Origin of the sequence: Olsenella intestinalis (assembly GCF_023276655.1) — a bacterium.
Classification (GTDB): Bacteria; Actinomycetota; Coriobacteriia; order Coriobacteriales; family Atopobiaceae; genus Olsenella_J; species Olsenella_J intestinalis.
The window spans coordinates 66693-91696 of the sequence record NZ_JALGRK010000002.1; the positions used below are offsets into that span (position 1 = coordinate 66693).

Sequence of the window (25004 nt, forward strand, 5' to 3'; positions counted from 1 at the left end):
ATGATCAAGGTTGCCAAGTTCGGCGGCTCGAGCGTCGCCAACGCCGAGCAGTTCAGGAAGGTCAAGTCGATCGTGAAGGCCGACGATGAGCGCCGCTTCGTGGTCGTCTCCGCCTCCGGCAAGCGCTTCGACGGTGACAACAAGCTCACCGACCTGCTGCTTCTGGTCAACGCGCACCTGGAGTACCACGTCGATTGCACGACGCTTCTCAAGGACATCGAGCAGCGCTTCGTCGACATCCGCGACGAGCTGGGCCTGAAGTATCCCATCGAGGAGAAGTTCGAGGAGTTCAGTTCCGTCATCAAGAGCCTCTCGCCGGAGTACATCGTCTCGAGGGGCGAGTGGTTCACGGGTCGCCTCATGGCCGAGTACCTGGGGATCCCGTTCCTCGACGCGGCCGACGTCATCGTGTTCCACCACGATGGCACCGTCGACATGGAGCGCACGGCGACCTACGTGCGCGACGCCGTGGCGCGCCTGGGCACCTTCGTGCTGCCCGGCTTCTACGGCTCGACCGTCGACGGCACGGTCAAGCTCTTCGAGCGTGGCGGCGGCGACATCACGGGCGCCATCCTCGCGCGCTGCCTCGACGCCGGCCTCTACGAGAACTGGACCGACGTCTCGGGCTTCATGGCGGCCGACCCCCGCATCGTCGACGAGCCGCGCTCCATCCACCGCATCACCTTCGACGAGATGCGCGAGCTCTCCTACATGGGCGCCTCCGTCCTGCAGGAGGAGGCCATCTTCCCCGTGCGCGAGGTGGGCATCCCCATCCAGATCAAGAACACCAACGACCCCGAGGCGCGCGGCACGGTCATCCGCGAGACGGCCGCCGAGCGCGAGCGCGAGCACCTCATCACGGGCATCGCGGGCAAGAAGGACTTCATGTCCGTCCACATCCAGAAGGCCCACATGTCCAACTCGGTGGGCTTCCTCAAGCGCGCCCTCGCGATCTTCGAACGCTACGGCGTCTCGGTCGAGCACGTGCCCACCGGCGTCGACTCCTTCGGCGTCGTCGTCAACGGCGCCGACGTGAAGGACTCCATCTACTCCATCACGAGCGACCTGCAGCACGAGCTCAAGCCCGACAGCATCAGCGTGATCGACAAGCTCGCCCTCATCTCCGTCGTCGGCCGCAACATGAGCCGCCGTGCGGGCACGTCGGGTCGCATCTTCGGCGTCCTGGGCGAGGCCGGCATCAACATCCGCATGATCACCCAGAGCTCGAAGGAGATCTCGATCATCCTCGGCGTCAACAACGACGACTTCAAGCGCGCCATCGGCGTCATCTACGAGAACTTCGTCGCTAACGAGATGGTGACCGCCGAGAACGCCGACAGGTAGCCTCGGCGCCGCCGCACCTCCCATTCGCCCGCGTCCGCGGGCTCGGTCCGCGCCGACGCGGCGCACACGATTGGAGCTTTTCATGGCAGACAAGGTTGTAGCAATTCTCGGCGCGACGGGTGTCGTCGGCGCGCAGATGCTCGAGTGCCTCGAGGAGCGCGACTTCCCCGTCTCGCGCCTGGTCCCGCTTGCGAGCGCACGCTCGGTCGGCAAGACCGTGCGTTTCTGCGGCGAGGACGTGCCCGTGCGCGAGGCCACGCCCGAGGCCTTCGAGGGCGTCGACATCGTGCTCGGCGCCGCCGGCGACGCGCAGGCCAAGGAGCTTTTGCCCGAGGCCGCCGCGCGAGGCGCGGTCTGCGTCGACAACTCGCACGCCTTCAGGCTCGACGAGGACGTCCCCCTGGTCATTCCCGAGATCAACGCGGCTGACATCGCCAACCACCCGCGCAACATCATCGCGAACCCCAACTGCGCAACCATCATCGGCCTCGTGCCGATCTTCCCGCTCCACCAGGCCGCGGGCCTCAGGCGCCTCGTCGTGAGCACCTACCAGGCGGCCTCCGGTGCTGGCATGCCGGGCCTTCGCGAGCTCGAGCGCGAGATGCGCGCCCTGGCCGAGGGGGAGGAGGTCGGCGACACTGACCCCTTCGCCTACCAGCTGGCCTACAACCTGATCCCGCAGATCGGCGGCGCCCGCGAGGAGGGCTACACCTCCGAGGAGGTCAAGATGCTGCACGAGGGGCGCAAGATCATGCACCTGCCCGAGCTGCGCGTCAACTGCACCTGCGTGCGCGTCCCCGTCATGCGCTCCCACTCCGAGTCGATCACCGCGGAGTTCGACCGCCCCATCACGCCCGACGAGGCGCGCGAGATTCTCGCCTCGGCCCCTGGCGTGAAGGTCGTCGACGACCTCGACGCGCTTCGCTACCCGATGCCACTCGACACCTCGGACCAGGACCTCGTCTACGTCGGCCGCATCAGGCGCGACACGTCGGCCCCCGAGGGCGTAAGCGCGCTCACGCTCTTCTGCTGCGGCGACCAGATCCGCAAGGGCGCGGCGACCAACGCCGTCCAGATCGCGGAGCACCTCGTCTAGGGAGGCACGCGGGCACTCCGCAGCCAAAACACGGGCCTCGAGGGCGTGACGTGCGCCTTCGAGGCCCATTTGTTACGGCTTCGTACGGTATCGCCGAGTCTTGCGGCAGCGCTTAGTCGGCGACGTTCGCCAGGAACTCGCGCGTCAGCTCGTTCTTGGGGTGGTCGATGACCTCCTCGGGAGTGCCGCTCTCGATGATGCGGCCGTCATGCAGCAGGCAGATGCGGTCGGAGACCATGCGCGCGAAGCCCATCTCGTGCGTGACGATGCCGACAGCCATGCCGTCCCGCGCGAGTTCGCGGATCAGCGCGTGCATGTCGTTGGTGAGCTTGGGGTCGAGCGCGGAGGTCGCCTCGTCGAAGAACATGACGCTCGGTCTCATCGCGAGTGCGCGCGCGATGGCCACGCGCTGCTGCTGCCCGCCGGAGAGCTCGCAGGGCACCTTGTCGGCGTGCTCGAGAAGGTCGAGGCGCCTCAGCAGCTCGCGGGCCTCGGCCTCGACCTCGGACGGGTCGCGGCGCTGCACCGTGACGGGCGCGTCGGTCACGTTCCTCAGGACGCTGTAGTGGGGGAAGAGGTTGTAGTCCTGGAAGACGATCCCGAAGCGCATGTGCGCCTCGGTGCGCGCGGCACGGTCGTAGCGGGCGCGCCCGGTGGCGTCGTTCTCGCAGACGGTGAGGTCGCCGTAGGCGAGGCGTCCCGCGTCAAGGGTCTCGAGCAGGGTCAGGCAGCGCAGGATCGTGGACTTGCCGGCGCCCGACGAGCCGATGATCGAGACGACCTCGCCCGCGGAGATGGAGAGTGACACGTCGGAGAGCACGCTCTTCTCGCCAAAGCTCTTCGAGGCGCCCTCGAGGCTGACGGCCGGTGCGGTGGTCTTGCTAGTCATGGTAGTAATCCAGCTTCTTCTCGACCCTGCGCAGCGCGAACTCGATGACCAGGCAGGTGACCCAATAGATGAGCGCGGCGATGGCGAAGGGCACCATCGTGCGCTGGCCCGCGACGAGCGCCTTGCTGACGGTGAACATCTCCGCGATGCCGATCGAGAACGCGAGGGAGGTGTCCTTCACCAGGGTGATGACCTCGTTGCCCATCGCCGGCAGAATCTTCTTGACGACCTGCGGCAGGATGATGCGGAAGAAGGTCTGGCCGCTCGTGTAGCCCAGGACCTCGGCCGCCTCGTACTGGCCCTGCGGCATGCTCTGGATGCCGGAGCGGTAGATCTCGGCGAAGTAGGCGGTGTAGTTGATGACGAAGGCGATCATGACCGCCACGAACATGTAGGACGGTCCGGTCTGGATCCCGAAGACGTAGTAGGGGATGAAGAAGACCGCGAACATCTGCAGCATGAGGGGCGTGCCGCGCATGATCGAGATGTAGAGCCCCACGATGCCCGAGAGCACGCGCGAGCGCGAGAGGCGCCCGAGCGCCACCACGACGCCAAGCGGCACGGCGCCGAGCAGGGTCAGGGCGAATATCTGCATCGAGACGGCATATGCCTGCAGCAGCATGCCGCCGATCGTCATCGTGTTCACGTGATTCTCCTCGCGCGGCCGCGATCGGCCGCCTCGCGTCTCGCTAGTCCTTCGGCAGGACCCAGAGGTCGTAGCTGACGCCCTTGTCCTTGTACTTCTCGCAGATCTCCTTGACCTTGCCCTGCTGGTCGAGCTTCTTGAGGTCGGCCTCGACCTTCTTGGCGAGGTCGCTTCCGGTCGCGCCCTTCGCGAAGCCGACGCCGTAGTGCTCGCTCGAGAGGCTCTCGTCCAGGATGCGGTAGCTGCTCTTCTTGTCGCCGATGTTGAAGGTCGCGACGGGGTAGTCGGCGGCGATGGCGTCCACGGCGCCGCTCTCGAGCATCATGAAGGCGGTGTTGTACTCGCCGATGGTTTGGAGCTGCGCGAACGTCGCGCCCAGCGACGCCTGCTCGCCGCCCTGGGAGAGCAGGTGGTAGGCGGTCGAGTCCGCCTGCGTGATCACGTTCTTCTGGGCGAGGTCCGCAAGCGTCTTGACGGGGGAGTCCGCCTTGACGACAACGATCTGGCGGTTCTCCATGTACGCGCTCGTGAACGCATAGTCGTTCTCGCGCGACTCGATGGTGAAGCCGTTCCAGATGCAGGTGATCTGGCCGCTGTTGAGCAGGCCGTCCTTCGCGTCCCACGCGATCGGCTTGGGCGTGTAGCTCCACCCCTCGAGCTCGCAGACGGCACGCGCGAGGTCGAGGTCGAAGCCCGTGAACTGGCCGTCGTCGCCCACGTAGCCGTAGGGCGGGAAGTCCTGGTCAAATCCAACGATGAACTGCCCGTTGAACTCGCTGCCCGGGGCCTGCCCCTGCTGGGCGGGTGCGGCGCCGCATCCCGCGAGCGCGCCGATCGCCGGGGTCGCGAGAAGGAGCGCCGATGCGCTCAGGAACTGCCTGCGGTCGATGGTCCTGGTGATGTGCTTCATGCCTGCCTCCGTCGTCGCGTCGGTCACGATACTTTAGCGTAATGGAGTAAGCATAGCCGCTGTGCCCCGGCCGTTCAACCTTTTCGCAGTTACATGTGTGTTTCGTCGCGCGGCGCCTCCGCCGAGACGAACGCCACGAGCGTTCGCTCGCTCCGTCCCGGCACGACCGACGCACAGGTCACGAGCACGAGCGACCGCCGTGCCTTCGCAAGCGCCTCCTCGGCACCCCCTGCCTTGGCCTCCGTGCGGCCGAGAAGAGCGTGCAGCCCCTCTCGCGGCACCTCTGTGCGCTCGGCCGCCAGCGCCGTCGCGAGCTCCTCTCCGCCGTCGATACGCGCCGCGCAGAGTGGCCTGAACTCGCAGACCCCGCCCGCGGGCGTCGTCCAGCGCGCGCTCGCATGCTCGATCGCGGCGAAGCGATCGGGTCTCCACAGGTCGTACAGCTCCGTGAACGATCCGCCGGTGAGCGCGACGTGGTGCCCGAACGCCATGACGGCAGGCCCGTCCGGGCGCGCGTCGGGCGCGACGTAGGGCACCCCCACGTCCGAGTCCGCGCCCGTGTGGTCGTGCTCTAGGTAGAACCCCTCGTCGCCCTCGGGCGCACGCATGATCGGGAGGTCGACGCCGGTCCCGCCCACCTCGAGCCACGCCACGGCCCCGGGGGCGACGTCCCCGATCAGCTCCGGGCTCACGGCCCCGTCCGTCCTGACCGAGCGGGCGGCCTCCGCGGACGCGGCAACCGTCGCCGCGCCCCTCCACATGTGCGCCCCCGCAAAAGCGACCAGCGCAAGGCCGAGGGCGGCCAGGGCCCACGTCCTGACCCTGGCTCGCCCCCGCGCGCCTCGCGTCATGCGTCGACGCACGCTATCTCCTCCTGCCGCGCGTCGCCCTGCGGCGCCTGCGAGCGCCTCGTGCGGAGGCGCGACTGGACGTCAGCAGGCAGACGCCGGCGACCATCGCGAGCGCGCAGCCCAGGCCCGCGGCCGTCTGCGGCAGGGGAGAGCCTCCCGCAGCCTTTGTCACACGCACCGACTGCGCCTCGTCGCCCAGGTCCTCGTGCGTGCAGACGATGTCGCCGTCGCGCGTGAGCCGCTCGAACGCGACGAGCGTCTGGCCGGACGCCTCGCCGGCCTCGAGCTCGAACTCGACCTGGGTCTCGCCAGAGGCCTCCCTCGGGGTGAACGCCACGCGCCTCCTCAACGGCTCCCCGTCGCTGCCGCGCACGGGCTCGCCGCTCTCGCGTTCCATGAGCGTCCCCTCGAGCTCGTACTCCACGCCCGGCTCGAGGTTCTCGTAGCGCACGGTGTCGACCACGCGCGCGAGGTCCGCCTCGACCTCCTTGTCGCCGCCGTCGGCGTCTCGCGCCTCGGTCCCGATGCTCGCGAGCCACACCGTCTGGGCCTCGTCGGAGAGGTCCGCATGGCGCGCCACGACCTCGCCGCCGTCGTAGAGCGTCTCGAAGGCCACGGCGGCCCGGCCGGAGCTCTTCCCTGCGTCCACGGCGAACTCGGCGCTCTCTTTGCCCGACTCCTCCGTGGGCGTGAACTCGTGCTCGAAGACGGCTTTGCCGCCTCCGGGCGCCTCCATCACCTCGCCGGTCTCGCGGTCGTGCAGCTCGCCCACGAGCCGGTAGGTCCTGCCGGGGACGAGCCCCTCGTAGCTCACCTCGTCCACGACGGCGACCCCGCCGATGCCGGCAAGGTGCTTCGACTCGCCGCCCGCGTCGTGCGCGAGCGTGCGGATCGCAGGGAAGCTCACGGTCTGGCCCTCGTCGTTGGCGTCCCTGTGCTCCGCCACGACCACGCCGTCGCGCGTCAGCGTCTCGAACGCCACGAGGGTGCGCCCGCGCGCGAGCGACGCGTCGAGGGGAATCTCCACGACCTCGCTGCCGCTTGCCGCGCCGCAGGTGAACTCGTGGTCGACCGTGACCTCGCGTCCGTCCTGGTCCGCGAGCATGAGGCCGGCGCCCTTGTCGAAGAGTCCTGCCACCAGGTGATACGTGGCGCCCGGCACCAGGTTCTCGAAGTCCACGGTGTCGCGCACCCGCGTCGGGCCCTCGGTGGACGTCCCCTCGCCCTCCGCCGCGTCCGTCGTCGCGTGCGTGGCGATGCGGCAGGCGCGCACGGTCTGCTCCTGCGCCTCGAGGTCCTCGTGGCTGCAGACCTCCTCGTCACCCCTCAGGAGCCGCTCGAACACCACGAGCCTCTTTCCCGTGAGGGCCGGTGCCGGCAGATCGAGCTCCATGAGCTGCGTCTCCGTCTCGCCTGTCGCCACGAAGGTGCGCTCCGCCCGCGCGGGACCGGCGTCGGTCTCCACCACCTGCGCGGTCGTCGCGTCCACGAGGGTCGCCACGAGGCGGTACTCGGATCCCGGCACGAGCCCCGCCATGTCGACCGCGTCGCGCACGTGCGCCACTCCCGTGCTTGGCAGCTCGGTCTCGCCGTCGACGCCGGAGTCCGCGCGCGTCGACATCGTGGGGGAGACGCCTATGGTCTCGTCCGTGTTGCCCAGGTCGCCGTGGACGGCCAGCTCGCGCCCGCCCGCGTCGCTCAGCGTCTCGAACACCACGACCGACCTCTCGCCGAGGCGCCTCGCGTCAAGCGGCACCTCCACGTCGCAGGTCCCGTGGCGCTCGCTCGCCACGAACGTCGCGCTCCCCGTCACGGGCGCGCCCTGCTCGTCCACGATCTCCTCGCCCGTGTCGCGGTCCCTGAGCGTCGCCGTCAGGCTGTAGCGCTCGCCGGGGGTCACGTTGGCGTAGTAGACCGTGTCCACGATCCTGGCGTCCTCGCGCGCGTCGACCGACTTCGCCCCACCGTCTCCCCACGCCTCGGTCTCGAGCCGCGGCAGCATCGCGTCGCTCACGGTCCCCAAATCGAGCGTCACGTGGTCGCGCGTCACGCACACCTCGAAGCTCACGAGCTCGTGCCCCTCGTTGGCGGCGCACCTCAGCTCGCTGACCTCGTATGTGTCGTACGGCAGCGCCCCCAGGTCGTCTCGAACGATACCGCCCGCGCCCGTCTCGCCGCGCCCCGAGAACCACACGCCGCGCTCGGACGAGAGCCCCGCCTTCGCCGCGCCGCCCTCCGACAGCGCCGCGTCGTTCCCGTTCGTCTGGGCCGTGTGCGCCACCCACGACGCCGACGTGTCCGCCATGCCGTTCTCGTCGCACACGAGCACGTGCGACTCGCCGGTCGTGGCCGACGTCACGCGAAACGCCACGCCCGCCAGCGGCCGCATGCTGCCCTCCTCCTTCTTCTTGAGCGAGATGTCGCCGCGCCTCACCTGGTTCTGCGTGCTGCCCTGCGGCTGGGCGTGCACGACGCCGGCCTGCCTGACCTCGACCACCTGCGAGCCCCGGTCGCGCTCGCCGCGGCAGGGCAGGTAGCCCCTCGGCGGCGTGACCTCGCTCACGCGGTACGTCCCGTAGGGGAGAAGAGCCTCCGCCGTCGCCGCGCGTCCCTCGGCGTCGGTCACCATGCGCGCCTCCGCAATCGCGGCGCCCCTGGGGTAGAGGTGTCCCGCCACGACCACGGGCAGCGCCGACTCGTTGGTCACCTCGAACACCGTGCCCGCAAGCGTCGCCCCACCCAGGGCGTGCTCCTCGCCGGTCTCCGCGTCGACCTTGCGCACCGCGATGCCGCCGCGCACGGGCTCGTCGGCGATGCCGCGGCCCGCGAAGTCCCAGCCTGCCGCGTCGCAGCCCCAGCCGCGCCGCTCCACCACGGCAGAGTTGCCCTCCTGCCGCACGACGATGACGTGCGCCTCGCCGTCGCTCAGCTCGTAGCCCTCCGGCGCGCCGACCTCCTGCAGGGTGTAGGTCCCCAGGGGCAGCGCCATCGCTCCGCGCGCGTCGCGGTAGGGCTTGTCGCCTCCCGCGAGGTGCGCCTCGTCGAAGAGGATCGACCCGGTCGCGTCCGACCTCAGCGTCCAGGTGCGCGCGGGCGTACCTCCCGTGTCGCCCTCTGCGCCCACGTGCTGGCACAGCCTCACGAGCGCCCCGGCAAGGCTTGCGTCGCCCTCGCCGCGCTGCGCGAGCTCCGAGCCAAGCGCGACCATCGCGCCGTCCACCTTGCGCACGACGGCCCCCGTGGTCGTCATCGGCTCGTCGGCGACGGCGCCTCCCGCCACGAGGCCCGTCTGCCCCGCCTCGACGCCAACCGTGTAGACGCGCTCGTCTCGCTCGTAGCCGCGCGGCGCGGCGGTCTCGCGCACGAAGTACGTGCCCGGCGCGAGCCCCGCGACCTCGCCGTGGCCGCCCGCGTCGCACACGATCCGCGCCACGTCGCCCGAGATGGTCTTCGCCTCCACCGTGCACGCGTCGTTCAGGTAGACCGTGTAGGTCGCGCCCGCAAGGTCGTACGACGCGTTGCCGTCGCTCGTGGCCGGCCTGGCCGAGCGCTTCTCGAGCGCGGCCGCGCCCGACCTGCGCGCCAGCAGCAGCCGCTGTCGCGCGACGCCGTCCGTCGGCGCGAAGATTGCCACCCACGTCGCCTCGGGACCCCGCGCCCCGCCGTCGGCAAAGGCCTGCGCCTCGTCGAGCAGGGCCACGCACGCGCGTTGCGCCTCGGCCGTCTGTGCCGCGAACGGCCCCCAGGTCATGCCCGCCTCGTAGCCCTCGGCCTCGTTCGTCTCGCAGATCACGCCCTCGCGCGAGAGGAACCCGCCGTGCATCCACAGCGCCAGCTGGGTCACGACCTCGGCCTCGGTCTCGGTCAGCGGCTGCCCGCAGATCGTCGTCGTGTTGGGGAACCCGTGGTAGACGATGTAGCCGGCCACGGGGTCGCGCTCGTCGGTCAGCTGGTAGGTCGTCCCTTCCGGCCCCCGCATGCTGCCGTCCAGGCAGAACGCCACGTCATGCGACCCCGAGCGGTACCCCATCTGCTCGGCGCCGATGTCCTGCGCCTCGAAGGTGACGGCCTCCGACATCGACCCCAGCGCATCGCCGCGCGCCTGCGTGAGGGCCGGCATGAGGATCGCGACCGCGAGGCACGCAAGGGCGAAGAGCACGGCGCCGAGAAGAGCCTGCCGTCCCTCTCGCCGCTCGCGCCTCCACCGCGCGTCCCTCGCGCCCGCGGAGGCCGCGGGCCCCTCCCGAAGGCGCCGCGGCCTTCCCCTGTGTGTTGGCTTCGGGCAGTGCAGTCTGGTGTCCATATCGTCTCCATCCCGTCGGCATGGGTGCTTTGTGGGGAGCGATTATGGCACCGCGAACGCGCTCTCGTCCGCCATTTCCGCGTGGCGATTGGCCATATGGAGGCTCGTTTCCGCATATTTTTCCTGACTGGGCGAAGGCTCGCGCGAGACTTGTCGAAGCCTTGCCCGCGACTGCCCGCGCGCGTCGTCTGGCGTATCGAAATTGTGATGAAAACTGACCCACCCGACTTTTTTTGGATTTGCCCTTGCATCGCGAGAGTGGTTTGGGCATTATGGTCTAGCGCGTTACGAGGTGGGCCTAAATGGTGGGTGTAGCTCAGTTGGCAGAGCGACGGACCGTGGCTCCGTAGGTCGAGGGTTCGAGCCCCTCTACCCACCCCATTTCGACTCGCATGGATCGTTAGCTCAGTTGGTAGAGCAGGGGACTCTTAATCCCAAGGTCGAGGGTTCGACCCCCTCACGATCCACCATCTAACACAGCGGCCGGGGCTCAGGCCCCGGCTTCTTTGTGCGCCTTCCGGCGCGTCAGATGGCGGGCCTTTCTCGCACAACCGAATATGGATCGTTAGCTCAGTTGGTAGAGCAGGGGACTCTTAATCCCAAGGTCGAGGGTTCGACCCCCTCACGATCCACCATCTAACGCAATGGCCGGGGCATCTGCCCCGGCCTTTTTGCATCTCATGCGGCTTTGCGGCGTCCGGTGCCCCTGCGCCTATTCGCTCCTGCGACGCAGCGTTGCGGCAGCGAGCGCTCCGGCTGCCGCCAGCGCGAGAAGAGCGGGCATTGCCGCGTCCTGGCCGTCTGCCGTGCCCGGAAGCGCGGTCGCCCTCGCGGCCGCACGTGCGCTCTCGACCGCGTCCTGCTTCTGGCTGCCGGTCTTCGTGCCGGACGTGTCGCTCTTCTCGTCTGCGTCGGTCCCGTCGGTGTCACCATCGTCGGCGTCGCCTGGGTCGTCTCCACCGGTGTCGTTCTTCTTCCACTCGGCCACGAACGTGTGGTCGCTGTCGGCGTGGTAGGCGTCTCCAGGCTGGAACTCGGAGCCCCTCCAGCACACGAAGGTGTAGCCGTCGCGAGTCGGTGCGTCGACGACCTGGAAGTCGGTCTCGAGGCCGGCGTCGTACTTCCGGACGTCGCTTCCGCCGTCGGCCCACGTACCGCCGCTCGGATCGAAGCTCAGGCTTGGCTTGATCTCGTGCTCGACCTCGTACATGTCCGAGATCGCCAGCTTGAGCTCGACTCCCGTGATGCCAAGGTTCGCGTACGTGTCCTTTATTAGGGTGGTGTTGTTCGCATCGATCTCGAACGGCATCGACGTGGGGCTCGAGATCGCGTCAAACGGGTCGGTGAGCATCATCACGTTCACCTTGGCGTCAAGGTCGGCGAGCTCGAAGGGCTTCGTGTTGCCGTACACGTAGACGTACTTCGCCTTCCCGTCGCTGTCAAAGCCCAACTCGCCGGGGGCGGGCTTGGAGCCGTCGATGTTGATGCTCGCAAAGACCGAATGGTCGGACGCGGCGCTTGCTACGTGGGTCTCCCCGGCAGAATCCCTCACGGCGTACCACTGCCCGTCAAACTTGGGGATGAAGTAGGAGGAGTCCGTGGCGACCCGCGCGTCCCCCTCGCTAGAAATCGCCTGGCCATAGAACGTCATGGTCGGGCTGCCGAGCGGGCTGCCCTCCACGCTCGCCGTCGCCCGAAGCACCGGGACGCCGATGGTGCGTCTGGGGGTGTCGTGCACGTCGATGCGGTATCCCTCGACTCCGTCTCGTGTCTCCACCGCGAGCGAGGTCTTCTCGTGGTCCAGGACCTCCTTCTTCTGGATGTCGATTATCTGGCCTAGCCACGCCCTGACGTCCCTATCGCTTTTCTCAACCAGCGTCTCGAAGGTTCCCTTGGCCCTCTCGTTCTCCGAAGCCATGACACTCGCGGCGACCTTGTCGTAGTCGATCTCGCTGACGGGCGTGCCCGCCTCGGCGAGGCGCGAGACGGCGATGCCGGCTTCGTAGATGAGCTCGTAGTCGATGATGGCCTGCAGGTACGTGGTGTAGAAGGTCGTCTCTGGGCGTTCGCCCATGGCGGTCGCGAGCTGAGGCATCGCGTTGACGTAATGGCGCACGTCATATGCGCAGGAGCCCTTGGTGGGGTTCCACGTGTGGAAGAGGCTCAGCCCTCCCTCCGGGACGCTTGCGGACCTCACAGTCACGGACCCGTTGAGCTCCCTGCCAAAGGTGACCTGTGTCACCTTCGAGGAATCCGCGTACCTCGAGTAGATGACGTCCTCGTCGCTCAGGATCCTCTGCACCTCGAGCGCCGCGTCCGTGTAGGCGTTTCTGAGCTCGGGGTCGCTCCAGTCCGTCTCGTATACGTTCAGGCCGAGCTGCTCAGCCACCGTCCAGAGGTCCTGATGGTTCTGGTAGGCAAAGTGATAGTCGTCCTTCGTGGTGCGAATCTCGTCGTAGAAGCTGCCGGTCGTGGCCTGGGCGCGAAGCTCTTCCGCGATCGCTTGCATCTTGCTCACGATATCGCTCTCCTTGAGCTTCTGGGTGTCGACCACGCAAAAGACGATTGCGCTGCCCACCGATATGTCGTCGGGGTGCTCGTTGTAGTAGTCGGCGAAGAGGTCCACGAGATGCTTTCCTAACGTCTTGGTGTCAACGTTGGGATTCTTGTTCAGGTAGTTGAAGAGTGCGGTGTAGTCCACCGTGGCGTGGGGGTCGACGTCCGCGGAGCCCAGGAAGTAGTCCGTGTAGTCTGACAGGGCAAGCGCAATCTCGAGGTTGCCATTGAAGCAGCAGTCGAGGTCCACGAAGTCGAACTTGCCGACCTCCCCCACGACGGCGCTTTCCGCAAGCGCCTGCCTGATGGAGAGGACGGACATCATCATGCTCGGGTCGCCGTGGTCGTCGCTGCCGTAGCCGTGCGCGGGACCCGAGCCGTGGTCGTTGAGGATGAGGTCGTACTTCCCGGAAGGTGCGACCTGCTTCGCGTAGCCGATGAAGTTCTTCAGCGTGTCCTTGTCGTACATGAGCTCGTTTTCGGACGTTTTGGCGTCGTCTCCGTCGCCGGACACGCCGTCGCCGTCGAGCAGCCGCAGGTAGCCCTCCGTCTCACCCTGGGCTCCGTAGACCTCCCAGACCTGGTTGTACTCGTTGCTGATCCCGGTCAGGGTGCCGCCGCCGTCCTTGTCCCTCAGGTACTTCGACTCGAGGTGCCATTCGCTCGAACCGCCGGTCATCACGATGATGCGGAAGTTGTCCCGGTCGAAGCTCGCGCGCAGGTACTCCTTGATTATGGTGCTGCAAACGCCCGTGTTCGCCTCGGAGGCGCCGCCATCCATGTAGATCATGATCGTGCGCGCGGGGTCGCTCTCGGGCGTCAGACTGGCGCCTGGGCTGCCTGCGCCTTCGCGCGCGAGGGCGGTGGCCGGGCAGGCCAGGGCGAGCGTCGTCGCGGCAGCCGCCAGCGCCACGCCAAGCGTGGCCAGGAGTCTGTTTGCCTTTCGCGTGGGTCTGAAAACCATGTTTGGCTCCTTGTTGGTGCGTTCCTCTGTGTCGTTTCATCTGATGAATTATCCCGAATTATCCTATCGCGCACGGTCACGGTGCGGCCTGTGTCAGCGAACGGTTCGAGCTCACGAGCCCGCGTGTGGTCCCAGACAAGAGGGCGGCCCGCACGTTGTCGCGCGGGCCGCCGTGATTGGTTATCAAGCCATATGTGTCGCCGCGGGGGAGAGGAGCTGGCTTCCTTTGCTAGCGCCTGCCGCCGCGGTCGCCCGGGTGGCGCTTCAGGCGCTGGGGCTTGGCCTTGGGCTTGGTGGGGCCGAACGGGTTGGTCTCCTGACGGGAGCCGCCTTCCTGGCCGCGCGCGCGACCCCTGCCGGAGCGCGCGTGATCGCGGCCGCCGTCGCGCTGGGCACGGTTGCGCCCGGCCTCGGCCTGCTGGGTCTGCCTGCGCGAGCCCTCGCCCGTGCGCTCGCCCCTACGGCAGCGCCTGCGGGCCCGACCCTCGTCGTCCTGCTTCTCCCGGCCGTCCCTCGAGCCCTGGCTGGGCGCGCTCTTCTCGCCTGCGCGCGCCTCGGGCGCGGACGCCTTCTCGGCCTTCGCGGACCTGCCGCGCCCGTCGCGGGACTTGCGCCCGCCCTGGCTGCCGCGCGAGGTCGACGACGAGCCCGCCTCGCGCCTCGCCGCGCGCTCCTCGGCCATCTTCTTGCGGGCCTTCTTTCCCGGCAGGCGCTCCATCGGGTCGCGGTCGGGGTCGAGCACCGGCGGCCTCTCGCCGAGCTCGAGCGAGCCCGCGTGCGGGAACGGCGGCACGACGGCCTTCATGAGCTGCTCGGCGTCGCGCAGGCTCAGGTAGTCGTCCTCGGTCACGAACGTGATCGCCCAGCCGCTCTCGCCGGCGCGGCCCGTGCGGCCGATGCGGTGGATGTAGTCCTCGGCGTCGGCCGGCACGTCGAAGTTCACGACGTACGAGACCTCGGGCACGTCGATGCCGCGCGCGAGCACGTCGGTCGCCACCAGCACGTCGACCTCGCCCTCGCGGAAGTTCCGCAGCGCGTTCTCGCGCTGGCGCTGGCTGCGGTTGCCGTGGATCGGCGCGCACGAGATCTTCGCGCGGCGCAGCCTGCGGCAGATGCCGTCCGCGCGGTGCTTGCCCTTGCAGAACACGATCACGCGCGCCGACCCCTCCTGCCTCAGCAGGTCGATGAGCAGCGCGTTCTTCGCCTCGAGCGACACGGGCAGCGCGAACTGCTCGATGGTCTCGGCCACGGTGCCCTTGCGCGCGATCTCCACGCGGCTCGGCTTCCTCACGAGACCCGCCGTGCTCCTCATCGCGTCGTCGTCAAGCGTCGCCGAGAAGAGCAGCGTCTGCCTCGACTGCGGCGTCTTGGCCACGATCTTCTTCACGGCAGGCAGGAAGCCCATGTCGAGCATGCGGTCGGCCTCGTCGAGGACGAGGACCTCGACCTGCGACAGGTTGCAGCAGCCCTGGTCGATGAGGTCCTGCAGGCGTCCCGGCGTCGCGACGAGCACGTCGCAGCCACGCCTGAGCGCGTCCTTCTGCGGCTCGTAGCCCACGCCGCCAACCACGGTCGTCACGCGGTGGTGCGTGTGGCGCGCGATGGTCTGGGCGACGTCGTCGATCTGCTGCGCGAGCTCGCGCGTCGGCGTGATGACGAGCATGAGCGGGCCCTGGCCGCCTCGCGCGTGGCCGAGGCGGTCGAGGGAGGGCAGCAGGAACGCGGCCGTCTTGCCGGTGCCGGTCTGCGCCGCCGCGAGCACGTCGCCGCCGGCGAGCGCCAGCGGGATGGCCTGTGCCTGGACGGGCGTGGGCGTGGTGTGGCCCATGTCGGCCACGGCCGCCAGGACGGCGTCGCTGAGACCGAGCTCGTCGAAGTCCGTCTCGGCGCCTGCCTCGGTGGTCGCGTTGTCGTGGGCGCCAGAGCGGCGCGATGTGCGCTTGCCTGCGGGCGCGGACGTGCTCTTCTCGGCGGATTTGGTCAGGTGTCGTCTGGGGACGCGACGTCCCCCTTGGTGCTGGGTCATGCGGTGCGTTCCAATCGATAGGGGTGCGCGGCGGCGTGCTGCGGCCGGCTTCGCGCTGCGGATCTGTCGCGGCCTGCGCCCATGCGCGGCCTGCGTACTCAAGCGATGATAGGCGCACGGCCCGCTTCGAGGGCGCGCGCGGGGCCATCTTCCGATAAAACCCGCAACCTGCGGCCCGCCTGCGCCGCGTGCCATCTTCTATAGTTGTGCGTGGAAGTCTGTGCCCGCGCGCCTCGCCTCTGCGCGGGCGCCGTGATGAGAGCGGGAAGGGGAGAGCGACGTGATGGATGACGAGCACCAGGCGGATGGACGCGCCAGGCGGGCGGGCGGCGCCGAGCGCGTGCGGTCCCTGCTCGAGTCGGGGGCAAGCCTGGCCGAGCCCATTCGCGCCTCCCAGACCAGGTGGGAGGGCAAGATCTTCTCGGCGGTGACGCTCGACGTCGACCTGCCCGACGGCAGCCGCGGCTACCGCGAGATCGTCCGGCATCACGGGGGCTGCGGCGTCTGCGCCGTGCGCGACGGAAGGATCTGCCTGGTCAGGCAGTATCGCGTGGCGCTCGGCCGCCACACCCTCGAGATCCCGGCGGGCAAGCTCGACGGGGGAGAGGACCCCCTCGACTGCGCCGCCCGCGAGCTTCTCGAGGAGACGGGCCTTGTGGCCGAGAGCCTCGAGCTCGTCGCCCATTCCGCGGGCTCGCCCGGCTTCACCGACGAGTCGACGCATATATATCTTGCACACGGCCTCGAGGCGCATCCCGCCCGCCCCGACGAGGGGGAGTTCGTCGACGTCCTCTGGGTCGACCTTGCCGACGTGCTCGACGCGATCGCGCAAGGGGTCATCATCGACTCCAAGACGATCATCGCGGCGCTCGTCGCCGCAAACCGCGGCCACGTTAGTGATACTATGTAGCGGCACGCTCCCTTAGCTCAGTTGGATAGAGCATCGGTCTTCTAAACCGCAGGTCAGGCGTTCGAATCGCCTAGGGAGCACCAGCAAATACGAGCCGCGGGCCAAGCCCTGCGGCTCTTTTTTATGCCATATGCTGCGCGCGTGCCCTCGTTTGCCTCGCCTCCGTGCGCCGACGACTCGGCCCGTTGCCGCACGAAATCTTGCTGTGCGAGTGTCGCTATAAGAAAATTTGTCTATGTGGAAGAGATGCCTAGGTTTTTGCGTCCGCGTGCATCGACGTTGCGGCATAATGGAATCTACATTGTGCGCTGGAAGGAGCTTCCGTTGATTTACACCGTCACGTTGAACCCTGCAATCGACTATGTCATGCATCCCCTCACGCTTGACATGGGATTCACCAACCGCTCTTCGAGCGAGGAACTCTATTGCGGTGGTAATGGCATCAACGTCTCGACCCTGCTCAACGAGCTGAAGGTCGTCAATGTCGCCTTCGGCATCGTCGCCGGCTTCACGGGTGACTACCTCGTCAAGACTATGCAGAAGAACGGCATCTCGTCGAACTTCGTCCGCCTCGAGCACGGGTTCACCCGCATCAACGTCAAGCTCAACGGCATCGTCATGACCATGGTCAACGGCATGGGCCCCAAGATCTCCGAGAAGAAGGTCGACGAGCTGCTCGAGAGGATCGACTACATCGGCGAGGGCGACACCCTCGTGCTGACGGGCTCCATTCCCAAGTCCCTGCCCGAGGACATGTACGACATCATCATGAAGCGACTCAAGGGCCGCGGCATCCGCTTCGTCGTCGACGCCCCCGGCAGCCTCCTGCTCGAGGCGCTCGACGCCGAGCCCTTCCTCATCAAGCCCAACAACCACGAGGTCGGCCGCATCTTCGACGCCCGCCCCGAGACGCCCGAGGAGTGCATCCCCTTCGCCAAGGAGCTGCACGAGCGCGGCGCCCAGAACGTCATCGTCTCCTGCGGCGGCCACGGCGCGCTGCTCTACGACCAGAACGGCGAGACCCACACGGTTCCGACCGCCAAGATCCGCCTGGTCAACGCCACGGGCGCCGGTGACTCCATGGTCGCCGGCTTCGTCGCCAAGTGCCAGGAGGGCGCCGACTACGAGACCGCCCTCCGCTTCGCCTCCGCCTGCGGCACCGCGACCGCGGCCAGCAAGGGCATCGCGAAGCGCGCGACGATCGACCGCATCTACGAGAACCTCAACGAGCTGATCGCCGCCGAGAAGTAACGGGCGCTCGCTCCGCACGCGCCCTTTGACAGCGGGTGCGTGCCGCTAGCAAGGCAATTTTTGCCCGCAGTCGTCTTGGCTCGGGCATGTATGTGGCAGGCACAGCGATGTGCCGAATGACGGGAGGACCTAATGTACAAAGGCGTTAACGCTTCCGACGGGTACGGAATCGGCGTGGCTCAGGTGGCCGTGGCCCCTGACCTGTCCTTCACCCCGACGGCTCCTGAGGACCCCGAGGCCGAGAAGGCCCGCTACGCGGAGGCCCTCAAGAAGTTCGTCGACCAGACCAATGCCCAGATCGAGCGCATGATCCAGACCGTGGGCGAGGAGTCCGCGGCCATCATGGGCGCCCACATCGAGTTCGCCGAGGACGAGGGCATCAAGGACATGGTCAACGGCGCCATCGACTCCGGCATGTGCGCCGAGCAGGCCGTCAGCGACGCCTACGACACCTACTACACGATGTTCTCCAACATGGAGGACGAGCTCTTCCGTGAGCGCGCGGCCGACGTCGCCGACGTCAAGACCGGCCTGCTCGCCGACCTTCTCGGCAAGGAGGTCGTCGACCTCTCGCAGCTCCCCGAGAACTCGATCGTCGTCGTCGAGGAGCTCACCCCCTCGATGACCGCCGACATCGACAAGACCAACGTCGCCGGCATCGTCACCGAGACCGGCGGCCGCACCTCCCACTCCGCCATCATCGCCCGCGCGCTCGAGATCCCCGCGGTCCTCTCCGTCGAGGGCGCGACGACCAACATCAAGACCGGTGACATGGTCATCGCCGACGGCACCAACGGCAAGGTCCTGGTCGAGCCCTCCGACGACGAGCTCGAGCAGTACCGCAAGCTCGCCAAGGAGTACGCCGACGAGAAGGCGGCCCTCGAGGCCTACCGCGGCAAGGAGACCGTCACCGGCGACGGCGAGAAGGTCCTTCTCGTCGCCAACATCGGCAACCCCGACGACGCCAACACCGCGGCCGACCACGACTGCGAGGGCATCGGCCTCTTCCGCTCCGAGTTCCTCTTCATGGACGCCACCGAGCTCCCCTCCGAGGACGAGCAGTTCGCGGCCTACCAGAAGGTCGCCCTGCGCCTCAAGGACCAGCCGATCATCATCCGCACCCTCGACGTGGGCGGCGACAAGGAGATCCCGTATCTCAACCTCCAGAAGGAGGAGAACCCCTTCATGGGATTCCGCGCCATCCGCTACTGCCTCAACAACCCCGAGCAGTACAAGGTGCAGCTCACGGCCCTGCTGCGCGCCTCCGCCTTCGGTGACATCAAGATCATGCTGCCGCTCGTGACCTCCCTCGACGAGGTCCGCCAGGCCAAGGCCCTCATCGAGGAGTGCAAGGCCGAGCTCGACGAGCGTGGCGTCGAGTACAACAAGAACATCGAGGTCGGCACCATGATCGAGACCCCCGCGGCCTCCCTCATCGCCGAGGACCTCGCCGCCGAGTGCGACTTCTTCTCCATCGGCACCAACGACCTCATCGGCTACACCATGTGCGCCGACCGCGGCAACGACCGCGTCTCCTACCTCTACCAGGTCTACCAGCCGGCCGTGCTGCGCTCCCTCAAGCGCATCATCAATGAGGGCCGCAAGGCGGGCATCATGGTCGGCATGTGCGGCGAGGCCGCGGCTGACCCGCTGCTCATCCCGGTCCTGCTCTCCTTCGGCCTGAACGAGTTCTCCGTCTCCGCCCCGTCGATCCTGCGCACGCGCCGCATCATCTCTGAGTGGACGAAGGAGGAGGCCGACGCCCTCGCCGAGAAGGTCGTCACCCTGAAGACCGCCGCCGAGGTCAAGGCCGTGCTCCAGGCTGCCGTCAAGTAGCGCCGCACCACAACGTTCACATCGCCTCGCGCCTTGTCGCGAGGCCTCGCCCGTGGGATGTCCGGATTCCGGCGTCCCACGGGCTTTTTCATGGCGTGGCCGAGAAGAGCCTGCCCTCGCACCCCAAAATCGCCGCTGACCTCCTGAAACGTGCCTTACATCGACGAAAAGCGCTGCTCAAACGCCTGTTTTGCTCGTGCCTCACTAAAATTTGCATATTGTCACCTAGTGTGTGGACTTTGCACGGCACCGTGTTGAGGGTTCGCCAGCGCACGCGCTCGCGACCTTGCACCCTTCGAGGAGATCGAGGCGAACATGAGCGACGACACCAAGACGACGCACACCATCACGAGGCGCAACTTCCTGCGCGCCGGAGCGGGCTCGCTCATCGCGCTTCCCGCCATCGGCGGCGTCGGCATCTTCAGCAGGGCGCGCGTCGCCCAGGCTCTCACCGTGCAGGACGAAGCCGGCGGCGCCTTCACCAATGAGGAGCTCGCCAAGATCACGGTCGTCACGCGCACCGAGATGGCGGTCGTGGCCGTCGACGTCGCGAAGATCCCATCGACCACGGTGGTCACGAGCGAGGGCCTCGAGAGTGGCACCATCCCGCCCGAGGCCTACGTCGTTGGCGCCAAGGTCCGCGTGACGTCGCGCTACAACGGCAAGACCGTCGAGGGCGTCACCGACGCCGAGGGCAAGATCATCTTCGACATCCGCGAGCTGTCGGAGAACCTCGAGAAGAAGGACATCAACAAGCTCGACGAGTACGCCTTCAACGCCACGCTCCAGATCGAGCTCGCCGGCTACCGCACCTTCCAGACGGCTCTCTTCCGCGCGGAAGGAACCGGCGTCTTCGTCGCCACGACGCGCAGCATCGAAGCAGGTGACAGCACGCCGTACCCGCACATGATCTCCTACGACGAGTGGGACATCCTCTACACGAGGAACACCTTCCTCACCAGCACCGAGAACACCGACGAGATGTCGGTGGTCGTCGAGGGACGCAACTTCCCCGACGGCGCCGCCACGGTCATCGTTCGCGAGAAGGATGCCGGCACCGAGCTCGCGAGCGTCACCGCCGCGCCGAGCGGCGGCAACCTCACGGCCACGCTCATGGGGCAGTTCGGCCTCCTCGGCGGCGCGAACGCCTTCAAGCAGGGCGTCGAGTACGAGGTCGCCGTCATCCAGTCCAGCAAGGTCTACACCTGGCCCGTCCAGCTCCAGATGAAGGAGGGCGTGCTCTCCAAGGCCGCTGAGGCCGCACCCGAGTACTCCATCTTCAAGATGGCCAACACGAGCGGCGACAAGTCGGCCCTGAACATCACCTGGCCGGACTGGGTTCCCATCTTCGGCGGCCAGAAGGCAAACATCATGTCGCCCATCAAGACGCCGCTTGCGATCAACCTCGACCCCTACGGCTTCTGCCAGATCACCTACACCATCCCGCTCTACGGCTACAAGTACGACAGCGGCGAGCCGGACAAGGCCGGCTGGAAGAAGCAGCCCTACGACTCCGCGAAGGACGCGTACAAGAAGTACGAGAAGAAGTTCAGCGAGATGGTCGACCAGAAGGCGCCCACCGCGTATGCCAACAAGAACAAGTACGGCTACTCCAAGATCGCGATGGGCTCCGTCTTCGACATCATGGTCTACCTGCAGGTCATGGCGGTCTCCAAGTGGGATACCGAGAAGGGCATCTTCCAGGGCGACGGCGGCGGCCAACTGCACCTCTCCTGCAACTACACCTTCACGTGGAACTTCTGGGCCGGTCCCATCCCGTTCCTCCTCACCTGCGGCTTCAACTTCGACGCCGTCGCCTCGCTCATGTTCGGCATTACCTCGAAGATGGTCGACGGCCTCTCGGGGTCGGATCTCGCCAGCTTCCTGCCCGGGTTCCTGCTCGACCCCACCAGCTGGGACATCGACTTCACGAACACCGGCCTCTCCGTCTCCGTCACGTTCTCGCCGTTCCTCTCGTTCGGCGTCGGTATCGCGGGCGTCGCGAGCGCCTCGGCGCGCGGCAAGTTCATCCTGTCGTTCTACTTCGGCCTCACCGCCGCCAAGAACAGGCCCCTGCCGCACGTCATCGGCACCATGGCCGCAAAGGTCGAGGTCGTCCTCCAGTTCATCTTCTACACCCAGACGTATTCGCTCGACGGTCTCTCCCTCAAGGAGACCAAGCTCTTCGACAACTGGGACGGCAGCGTCCAGTCTCAGGCAGAAAACCTGAAGGCCCAGGTCGAGGGCGCCACGGAAGACATCTCCCACCTCGTCGACGGCATGGCCATCGTGACTGATGCCATGCTCTCCAAGACCACCGAGGCGTCGGGCACTCTCGCGGCCCCGCTCTCCACTGCCGCCGACGGCAGCCTCGTCCCCCAGGGCGACCCCGCCACACCCACCACGAGGCCCATCGACTGGGAGGCTGCCAAGGTGGAGGATCCCGTCGAAGGGGACCACGGCATCACCTACGCGAGGTATCGCATCAACGTCGTCAGGCCCGCCCCCGGCACCGATCTGGATGGGGCCTCGGACGCGCAGCCCGATGCCTCGGCACCCGCAGGTGCGGCGCCCCTCTCGACCCAGGCCGAGAAGAGCGCGCCCACGGCAGCATCCTCCTCGGCACCCGAAGGCGTCGCCAGCCCCGCGGCGGACGAGCCGGCTACCTCGCAGGTGACCGGTGCCGCCGTCGCCGGCGCAGTTGCCGGCGTCGCCAGCTCCGACCCTGGGACCGCCGGTACCGCGGAAGCCGAGGCCGGTGCGCCTGCCGCCTCCGAGACCGACAAGGCGCCTGCCGCCCAGACGAACTCTGACGCCTCCCAGGCTCAGGCCCCGAAGGTCGAGGCCCAGCCCGAGGTGCAGCCCGAGGTGCAGTCCGAGGCGAAGGCCGAGGGAGCCACCCTCTACGCGCATGTCGGCAGCAGCGTCTCCTATCCTGACGCCTTCATCGCGCCCTCTGCCGATGGCCTCTCGGCACAGGCCGATGGCCCCTACCTGCCCGACCCGGGCGTCAAGGGCGTCAAGCCGACCGGCGGCGTCACGCCCTCCTCGGACGTCATCATTTCGACCGCGTCCGAGGGAGGGGAGAACCTCGTCGCCGGCGACCCGCGCATGAGGGTCATCGACATCAGCACCTCCAGCTCGACCGGCTCTTCGACGAGGGCCACCTGCTCCTTCCGCATCGGAACGGTCAACGTGGATGGTGCGGGCGTCCGCTCCCGCCTGATCATGACGGTGCTCGATGCCGACGGCGATTACGCGACCCTCATGGGCATGCAGCGTGTCATCGACTTCGACATCACGGACCGCACGGACGTCAACCACAAGGACCTCTTCGACTACGAGTTCGGACTCTCGTTCTCCCAGTTCACAAGTTCAGCCGGCGGCGTCACGGCCAACATCGACCAGGTTGACATCGTTCTCGTCTCCGGAAAGCGCGCCAGCGGCGATGGCACGTCGATCGCGGCGGCGGCAACCGATCTCTATTTCACCTACCTGCAGTTCTATGCACAGGACCTGCTGGCCGAGGACTTCTCCAGTGCTGCCTACCTCCAGTACACCCTGCCGTCTTCGAGCGTTCTTGCCCCTGAGGAGGACCCTGACGGCAAGTTCCACAACATTTCGAACATCTACTGCATGCCGTCCGACGAGGCCGACACCAACGGCGCCCTGTTCGTCAGCTTCCTCGAACGCTGCTCGGGTACGGCGGAAGGCGTCTTCTCTGACAGCAATGACGTCGTCACGGTGCGCCCCCGCTTCATGCTGCTGAGGACCGACACGGGCTACGTCGAGGTCAACATTCCCAACAGCGACAAGCTCGACGAGCGCCTGGAATTTGCCAAGTTCGACTTCGCCTCGGTCCTGCGCATGACGCTCAGCCCCCGTATCGGCGAGCTCTACACACTGACCCTCTTTGGGCCGAGCGAGGGCTACTTCTTCGTCTTCGACTTCGACCCCGAGACGGGGCTCTTCACGACGGCGAGCCAGTGTCCCATGCTCGACGGCACGATCAGCCTCATTCCCTGGGTCGAGCAGAACTGCTTCCTCACGTCGTTCGCCAATGCAGACTATCGCTCGACCGCCGAGTTCCTGCACGGCGGTCCCGACACCTGGGACTACACCCAGTGGGTGCTTCAGAAGGCGACATGGAGCCCGACGCATAGCGCCCTCGACACCTACGTGCTGCACTTCGAGGAGATCGGGCCTGACGGCTTCAGCTTCTCCCGGTTCGCGCTCAACAGCAGCGGCTCGTTCATCTTCTGGCCCGAGGGTCGCACCGGCAGTGACGAGATCTTCTACGACGAGAACGGCGAACGTCTGGACCCCGTCGGCACCGACGACGCGGTGTATCACATCATGGCGTGCCGCGTCCGCAAGAACGACGAGGGCGTCCTGCACTTCTCCGACCCCTTCGTCGCGGCTGACGTGCCTCACAGCATGGACCAGCTCGCCGCCGTCACGACGCACGACCGTTACGCCCCCTTCGAGGTACTCAGCTCGGAGCTCGTCGACACGGGCGAGACTATGACCGACCCGCGGGACCCGGATAATACGGTCGTCCTCTACCACGCCGCGCGCCTCTGGTACACGTCCGTCCCCAACCTGCAGTGCTGCACCGTCGTCGGCTCCGCGTGCACGCTTCCCGCGGTCCCCGCGGGCGGCACCGCGAAGTTCGACGTCACGATCAGAAACGACGGCAACTCCTTCCTTAGCGGCTGCACGCTGCAGATGTATCGCCATGACATCGAGATCGACGCGGACGAGAATCCCATCCGCGACGCCGAGGGCAACTACATCGACCACGGCGTCACGCCCGTGAACGCCCCCTTCTCGCTCACGTTCGACGAGAACAGCCTGCAGGCGTCCTCCTACAACCCTGCCGACGACGAGGGCAAGCCCACCGACATCGAGCCTGACTACGCCCTGCCTCCCGGAAAGCGCTCCATCTACCGTGTCGAGGTCGACATCCCGGAAGATTGGGCCGGCGTCTGCTTCATCTCCTTCAACGCGACCGACCCGGTCATGGCGGAGGGTGGCGGACTTGCCGCGATGGACGACGACGAGCCCGTCTTCCAGCAGTACTCGGTCGAGCCGGGCACCTACCCGGTCGTCCAGAACCGCCTCACGCCGGACGCCAGCAAGACGAGGACCTTCCAGCACTCGGTCTCCGTCGGCGATCCCACCTCTGGCATCTTCGGCTACGCCGACTCGCCGACGACCGTCACGGACATCGATCCCAACTCCGACGCCGCGCGTCGCTCGCGGCTGCCGGATACCGCTGACCCCGCGTCGGCGCTCCCGGTCGGACTCGGTCTCGCCGGTGCGGCCCTTGCCGCCTACGGCAAGCGGCGCGCCGAGGTCGAGGGCGGTGAGCCGGGGGAAGAGGAGTAATAGATAGCATGTCGGCGGACGTCCGGGCCAT

The 25004-nt window shown here is 67.4% G+C and carries 13 protein-coding genes and 4 tRNA genes; 10 read left to right on the forward strand and 7 right to left on the reverse strand.

Going from position 1 to position 25004, the window contains the following annotated elements; genetic code table 11:
* A complete protein-coding gene (locus M5D76_RS05470) occupies positions 1–1344 on the forward strand; it encodes an aspartate kinase (RefSeq protein ID WP_248922394.1) in 1344 nt (447 codons plus the stop codon).
* A gap of 82 nt (positions 1345–1426) precedes the next feature.
* Entirely contained in the window at positions 1427–2440 is a 1014-nt protein-coding gene (locus tag M5D76_RS05475; RefSeq protein WP_248922395.1) for an aspartate-semialdehyde dehydrogenase, read from the forward strand.
* A 112-nt stretch (positions 2441–2552) separates the two neighbouring features.
* Here M5D76_RS05475 and M5D76_RS05480 read toward each other — a convergent pair whose 3' ends face one another.
* The 5 genes from M5D76_RS05480 to M5D76_RS05500 form a co-directional block, all read right to left on the reverse strand.
* Positions 2553–3329 (reverse strand): amino acid ABC transporter ATP-binding protein, encoded by a 777-nt coding sequence (locus M5D76_RS05480; protein WP_248922396.1) that lies wholly within the window; start codon positions 3327–3329, stop codon positions 2553–2555.
* Positions 3322–3966, reverse strand: a complete 645-nt coding sequence (locus tag M5D76_RS05485) for an amino acid ABC transporter permease (RefSeq protein WP_248923059.1) — start codon at positions 3964–3966, stop codon at positions 3322–3324. Before M5D76_RS05485 ends, M5D76_RS05480 begins: the two co-directional genes overlap by 8 nt.
* A 52-nt stretch (positions 3967–4018) precedes the next feature.
* Positions 4019–4885: a transporter substrate-binding domain-containing protein gene (locus M5D76_RS05490; RefSeq protein WP_248922397.1), complete on the reverse strand. Its 867-nt coding sequence runs from the start codon at positions 4883–4885 to the stop codon at positions 4019–4021.
* An 89-nt stretch (positions 4886–4974) separates the two neighbouring features.
* Complete coding sequence (locus tag M5D76_RS05495; protein ID WP_248922398.1) at positions 4975–5646, reverse strand: sortase family protein; 672 nt, start codon at positions 5644–5646, stop codon at positions 4975–4977.
* Positions 5647–5749: 103 nt separating this feature from the next.
* The gene (locus M5D76_RS05500; RefSeq protein ID WP_248922399.1) at positions 5750–10039 is read right to left on the reverse strand and encodes a VaFE repeat-containing surface-anchored protein; all 4290 of its coding nucleotides are present in this window, start codon (positions 10037–10039) and stop codon (positions 5750–5752) included.
* Positions 10040–10344: 305 nt separating this feature from the next.
* On the opposite strand from M5D76_RS05500, the gene M5D76_RS05505 reads away from it, so the two are divergent.
* From M5D76_RS05505 to M5D76_RS05515, 3 genes are all read left to right on the forward strand, one after another.
* Positions 10345–10420 (forward strand) — tRNA-His (locus M5D76_RS05505).
* A 13-nt stretch (positions 10421–10433) separates the two neighbouring features.
* Positions 10434–10509: transfer RNA gene (locus M5D76_RS05510), tRNA-Lys, on the forward strand.
* Positions 10510–10598: 89 nt separating this feature from the next.
* Positions 10599–10674: transfer RNA gene (locus M5D76_RS05515), tRNA-Lys, on the forward strand.
* 77 nt (positions 10675–10751) lie between these two features.
* On the opposite strand, the gene M5D76_RS05520 is transcribed toward M5D76_RS05515, so the two are convergent.
* Both M5D76_RS05520 and M5D76_RS05525 read right to left on the reverse strand, forming a co-directional pair.
* On the reverse strand, positions 10752–13559 hold the full coding sequence (locus M5D76_RS05520; protein ID WP_248922400.1) for a clostripain-related cysteine peptidase: 2808 nt from the start codon (positions 13557–13559) through the stop codon (positions 10752–10754).
* Between the two features lie 229 nt (positions 13560–13788).
* Positions 13789–15585 (reverse strand): DEAD/DEAH box helicase, encoded by a 1797-nt coding sequence (locus M5D76_RS05525; RefSeq protein WP_248922401.1) that lies wholly within the window; start codon positions 15583–15585, stop codon positions 13789–13791.
* Between the two features lie 283 nt (positions 15586–15868).
* On the opposite strand from M5D76_RS05525, the gene M5D76_RS05530 reads away from it, so the two are divergent.
* The 5 genes from M5D76_RS05530 to M5D76_RS05550 all read left to right on the forward strand — a co-directional run bounded on the left by M5D76_RS05530 (position 15869) and on the right by M5D76_RS05550 (position 24973).
* Positions 15869–16495, forward strand: a complete 627-nt coding sequence (locus M5D76_RS05530) for an NUDIX hydrolase (protein WP_248922402.1) — start codon at positions 15869–15871, stop codon at positions 16493–16495.
* 6 nt (positions 16496–16501) lie between these two features.
* Positions 16502–16578 (forward strand) — tRNA-Arg (locus M5D76_RS05535).
* Positions 16579–16819: 241 nt separating this feature from the next.
* The gene (gene pfkB, locus M5D76_RS05540) at positions 16820–17746 is read left to right on the forward strand and encodes a 1-phosphofructokinase (protein WP_248922403.1); all 927 of its coding nucleotides are present in this window, start codon (positions 16820–16822) and stop codon (positions 17744–17746) included.
* Positions 17747–17878: 132 nt separating this feature from the next.
* Positions 17879–19582 (forward strand): phosphoenolpyruvate--protein phosphotransferase, encoded by a 1704-nt coding sequence (gene ptsP, locus M5D76_RS05545; protein WP_248922404.1) that lies wholly within the window; start codon positions 17879–17881, stop codon positions 19580–19582.
* Between the two features lie 315 nt (positions 19583–19897).
* Complete coding sequence (locus M5D76_RS05550; RefSeq protein WP_248922405.1) at positions 19898–24973, forward strand: hypothetical protein; 5076 nt, start codon at positions 19898–19900, stop codon at positions 24971–24973.
* The last annotated feature ends 31 nt before the right edge of the window (positions 24974–25004 follow it).

Excerpts from the sequence above, each read along its gene's own strand:
- M5D76_RS05470 (WP_248922394.1), top strand. The coding sequence starts at position 1 with ATGATCAAGGTTGCCAAGTTCGGCGGCTCGAGCGTCGCCAACGCCGAG.
- M5D76_RS05475 (WP_248922395.1), top strand. The coding sequence starts at position 1,427 with ATGGCAGACAAGGTTGTAGCAATTCTCGGCGCGACGGGTGTCGTCGGC.
- M5D76_RS05480 (WP_248922396.1), bottom strand. The coding sequence starts at position 3,329 with ATGACTAGCAAGACCACCGCACCGGCCGTCAGCCTCGAGGGCGCCTCG.
- M5D76_RS05485 (WP_248923059.1), bottom strand. The coding sequence starts at position 3,966 with ATGACGATCGGCGGCATGCTGCTGCAGGCATATGCCGTCTCGATGCAG.
- M5D76_RS05490 (WP_248922397.1), bottom strand. The coding sequence starts at position 4,885 with ATGAAGCACATCACCAGGACCATCGACCGCAGGCAGTTCCTGAGCGCA.
- M5D76_RS05495 (WP_248922398.1), bottom strand. The coding sequence starts at position 5,646 with ATGTGGAGGGGCGCGGCGACGGTTGCCGCGTCCGCGGAGGCCGCCCGC.
- M5D76_RS05500 (WP_248922399.1), bottom strand. The coding sequence starts at position 10,039 with ATGGACACCAGACTGCACTGCCCGAAGCCAACACACAGGGGAAGGCCG.
- M5D76_RS05520 (WP_248922400.1), bottom strand. The coding sequence starts at position 13,559 with ATGGTTTTCAGACCCACGCGAAAGGCAAACAGACTCCTGGCCACGCTT.
- M5D76_RS05525 (WP_248922401.1), bottom strand. The coding sequence starts at position 15,585 with ATGACCCAGCACCAAGGGGGACGTCGCGTCCCCAGACGACACCTGACC.
- M5D76_RS05530 (WP_248922402.1), top strand. The coding sequence starts at position 15,869 with ATGGATGACGAGCACCAGGCGGATGGACGCGCCAGGCGGGCGGGCGGC.
- ptsP (WP_248922404.1), top strand. The coding sequence starts at position 17,879 with ATGTACAAAGGCGTTAACGCTTCCGACGGGTACGGAATCGGCGTGGCT.
- M5D76_RS05550 (WP_248922405.1), top strand. The coding sequence starts at position 19,898 with ATGAGCGACGACACCAAGACGACGCACACCATCACGAGGCGCAACTTC.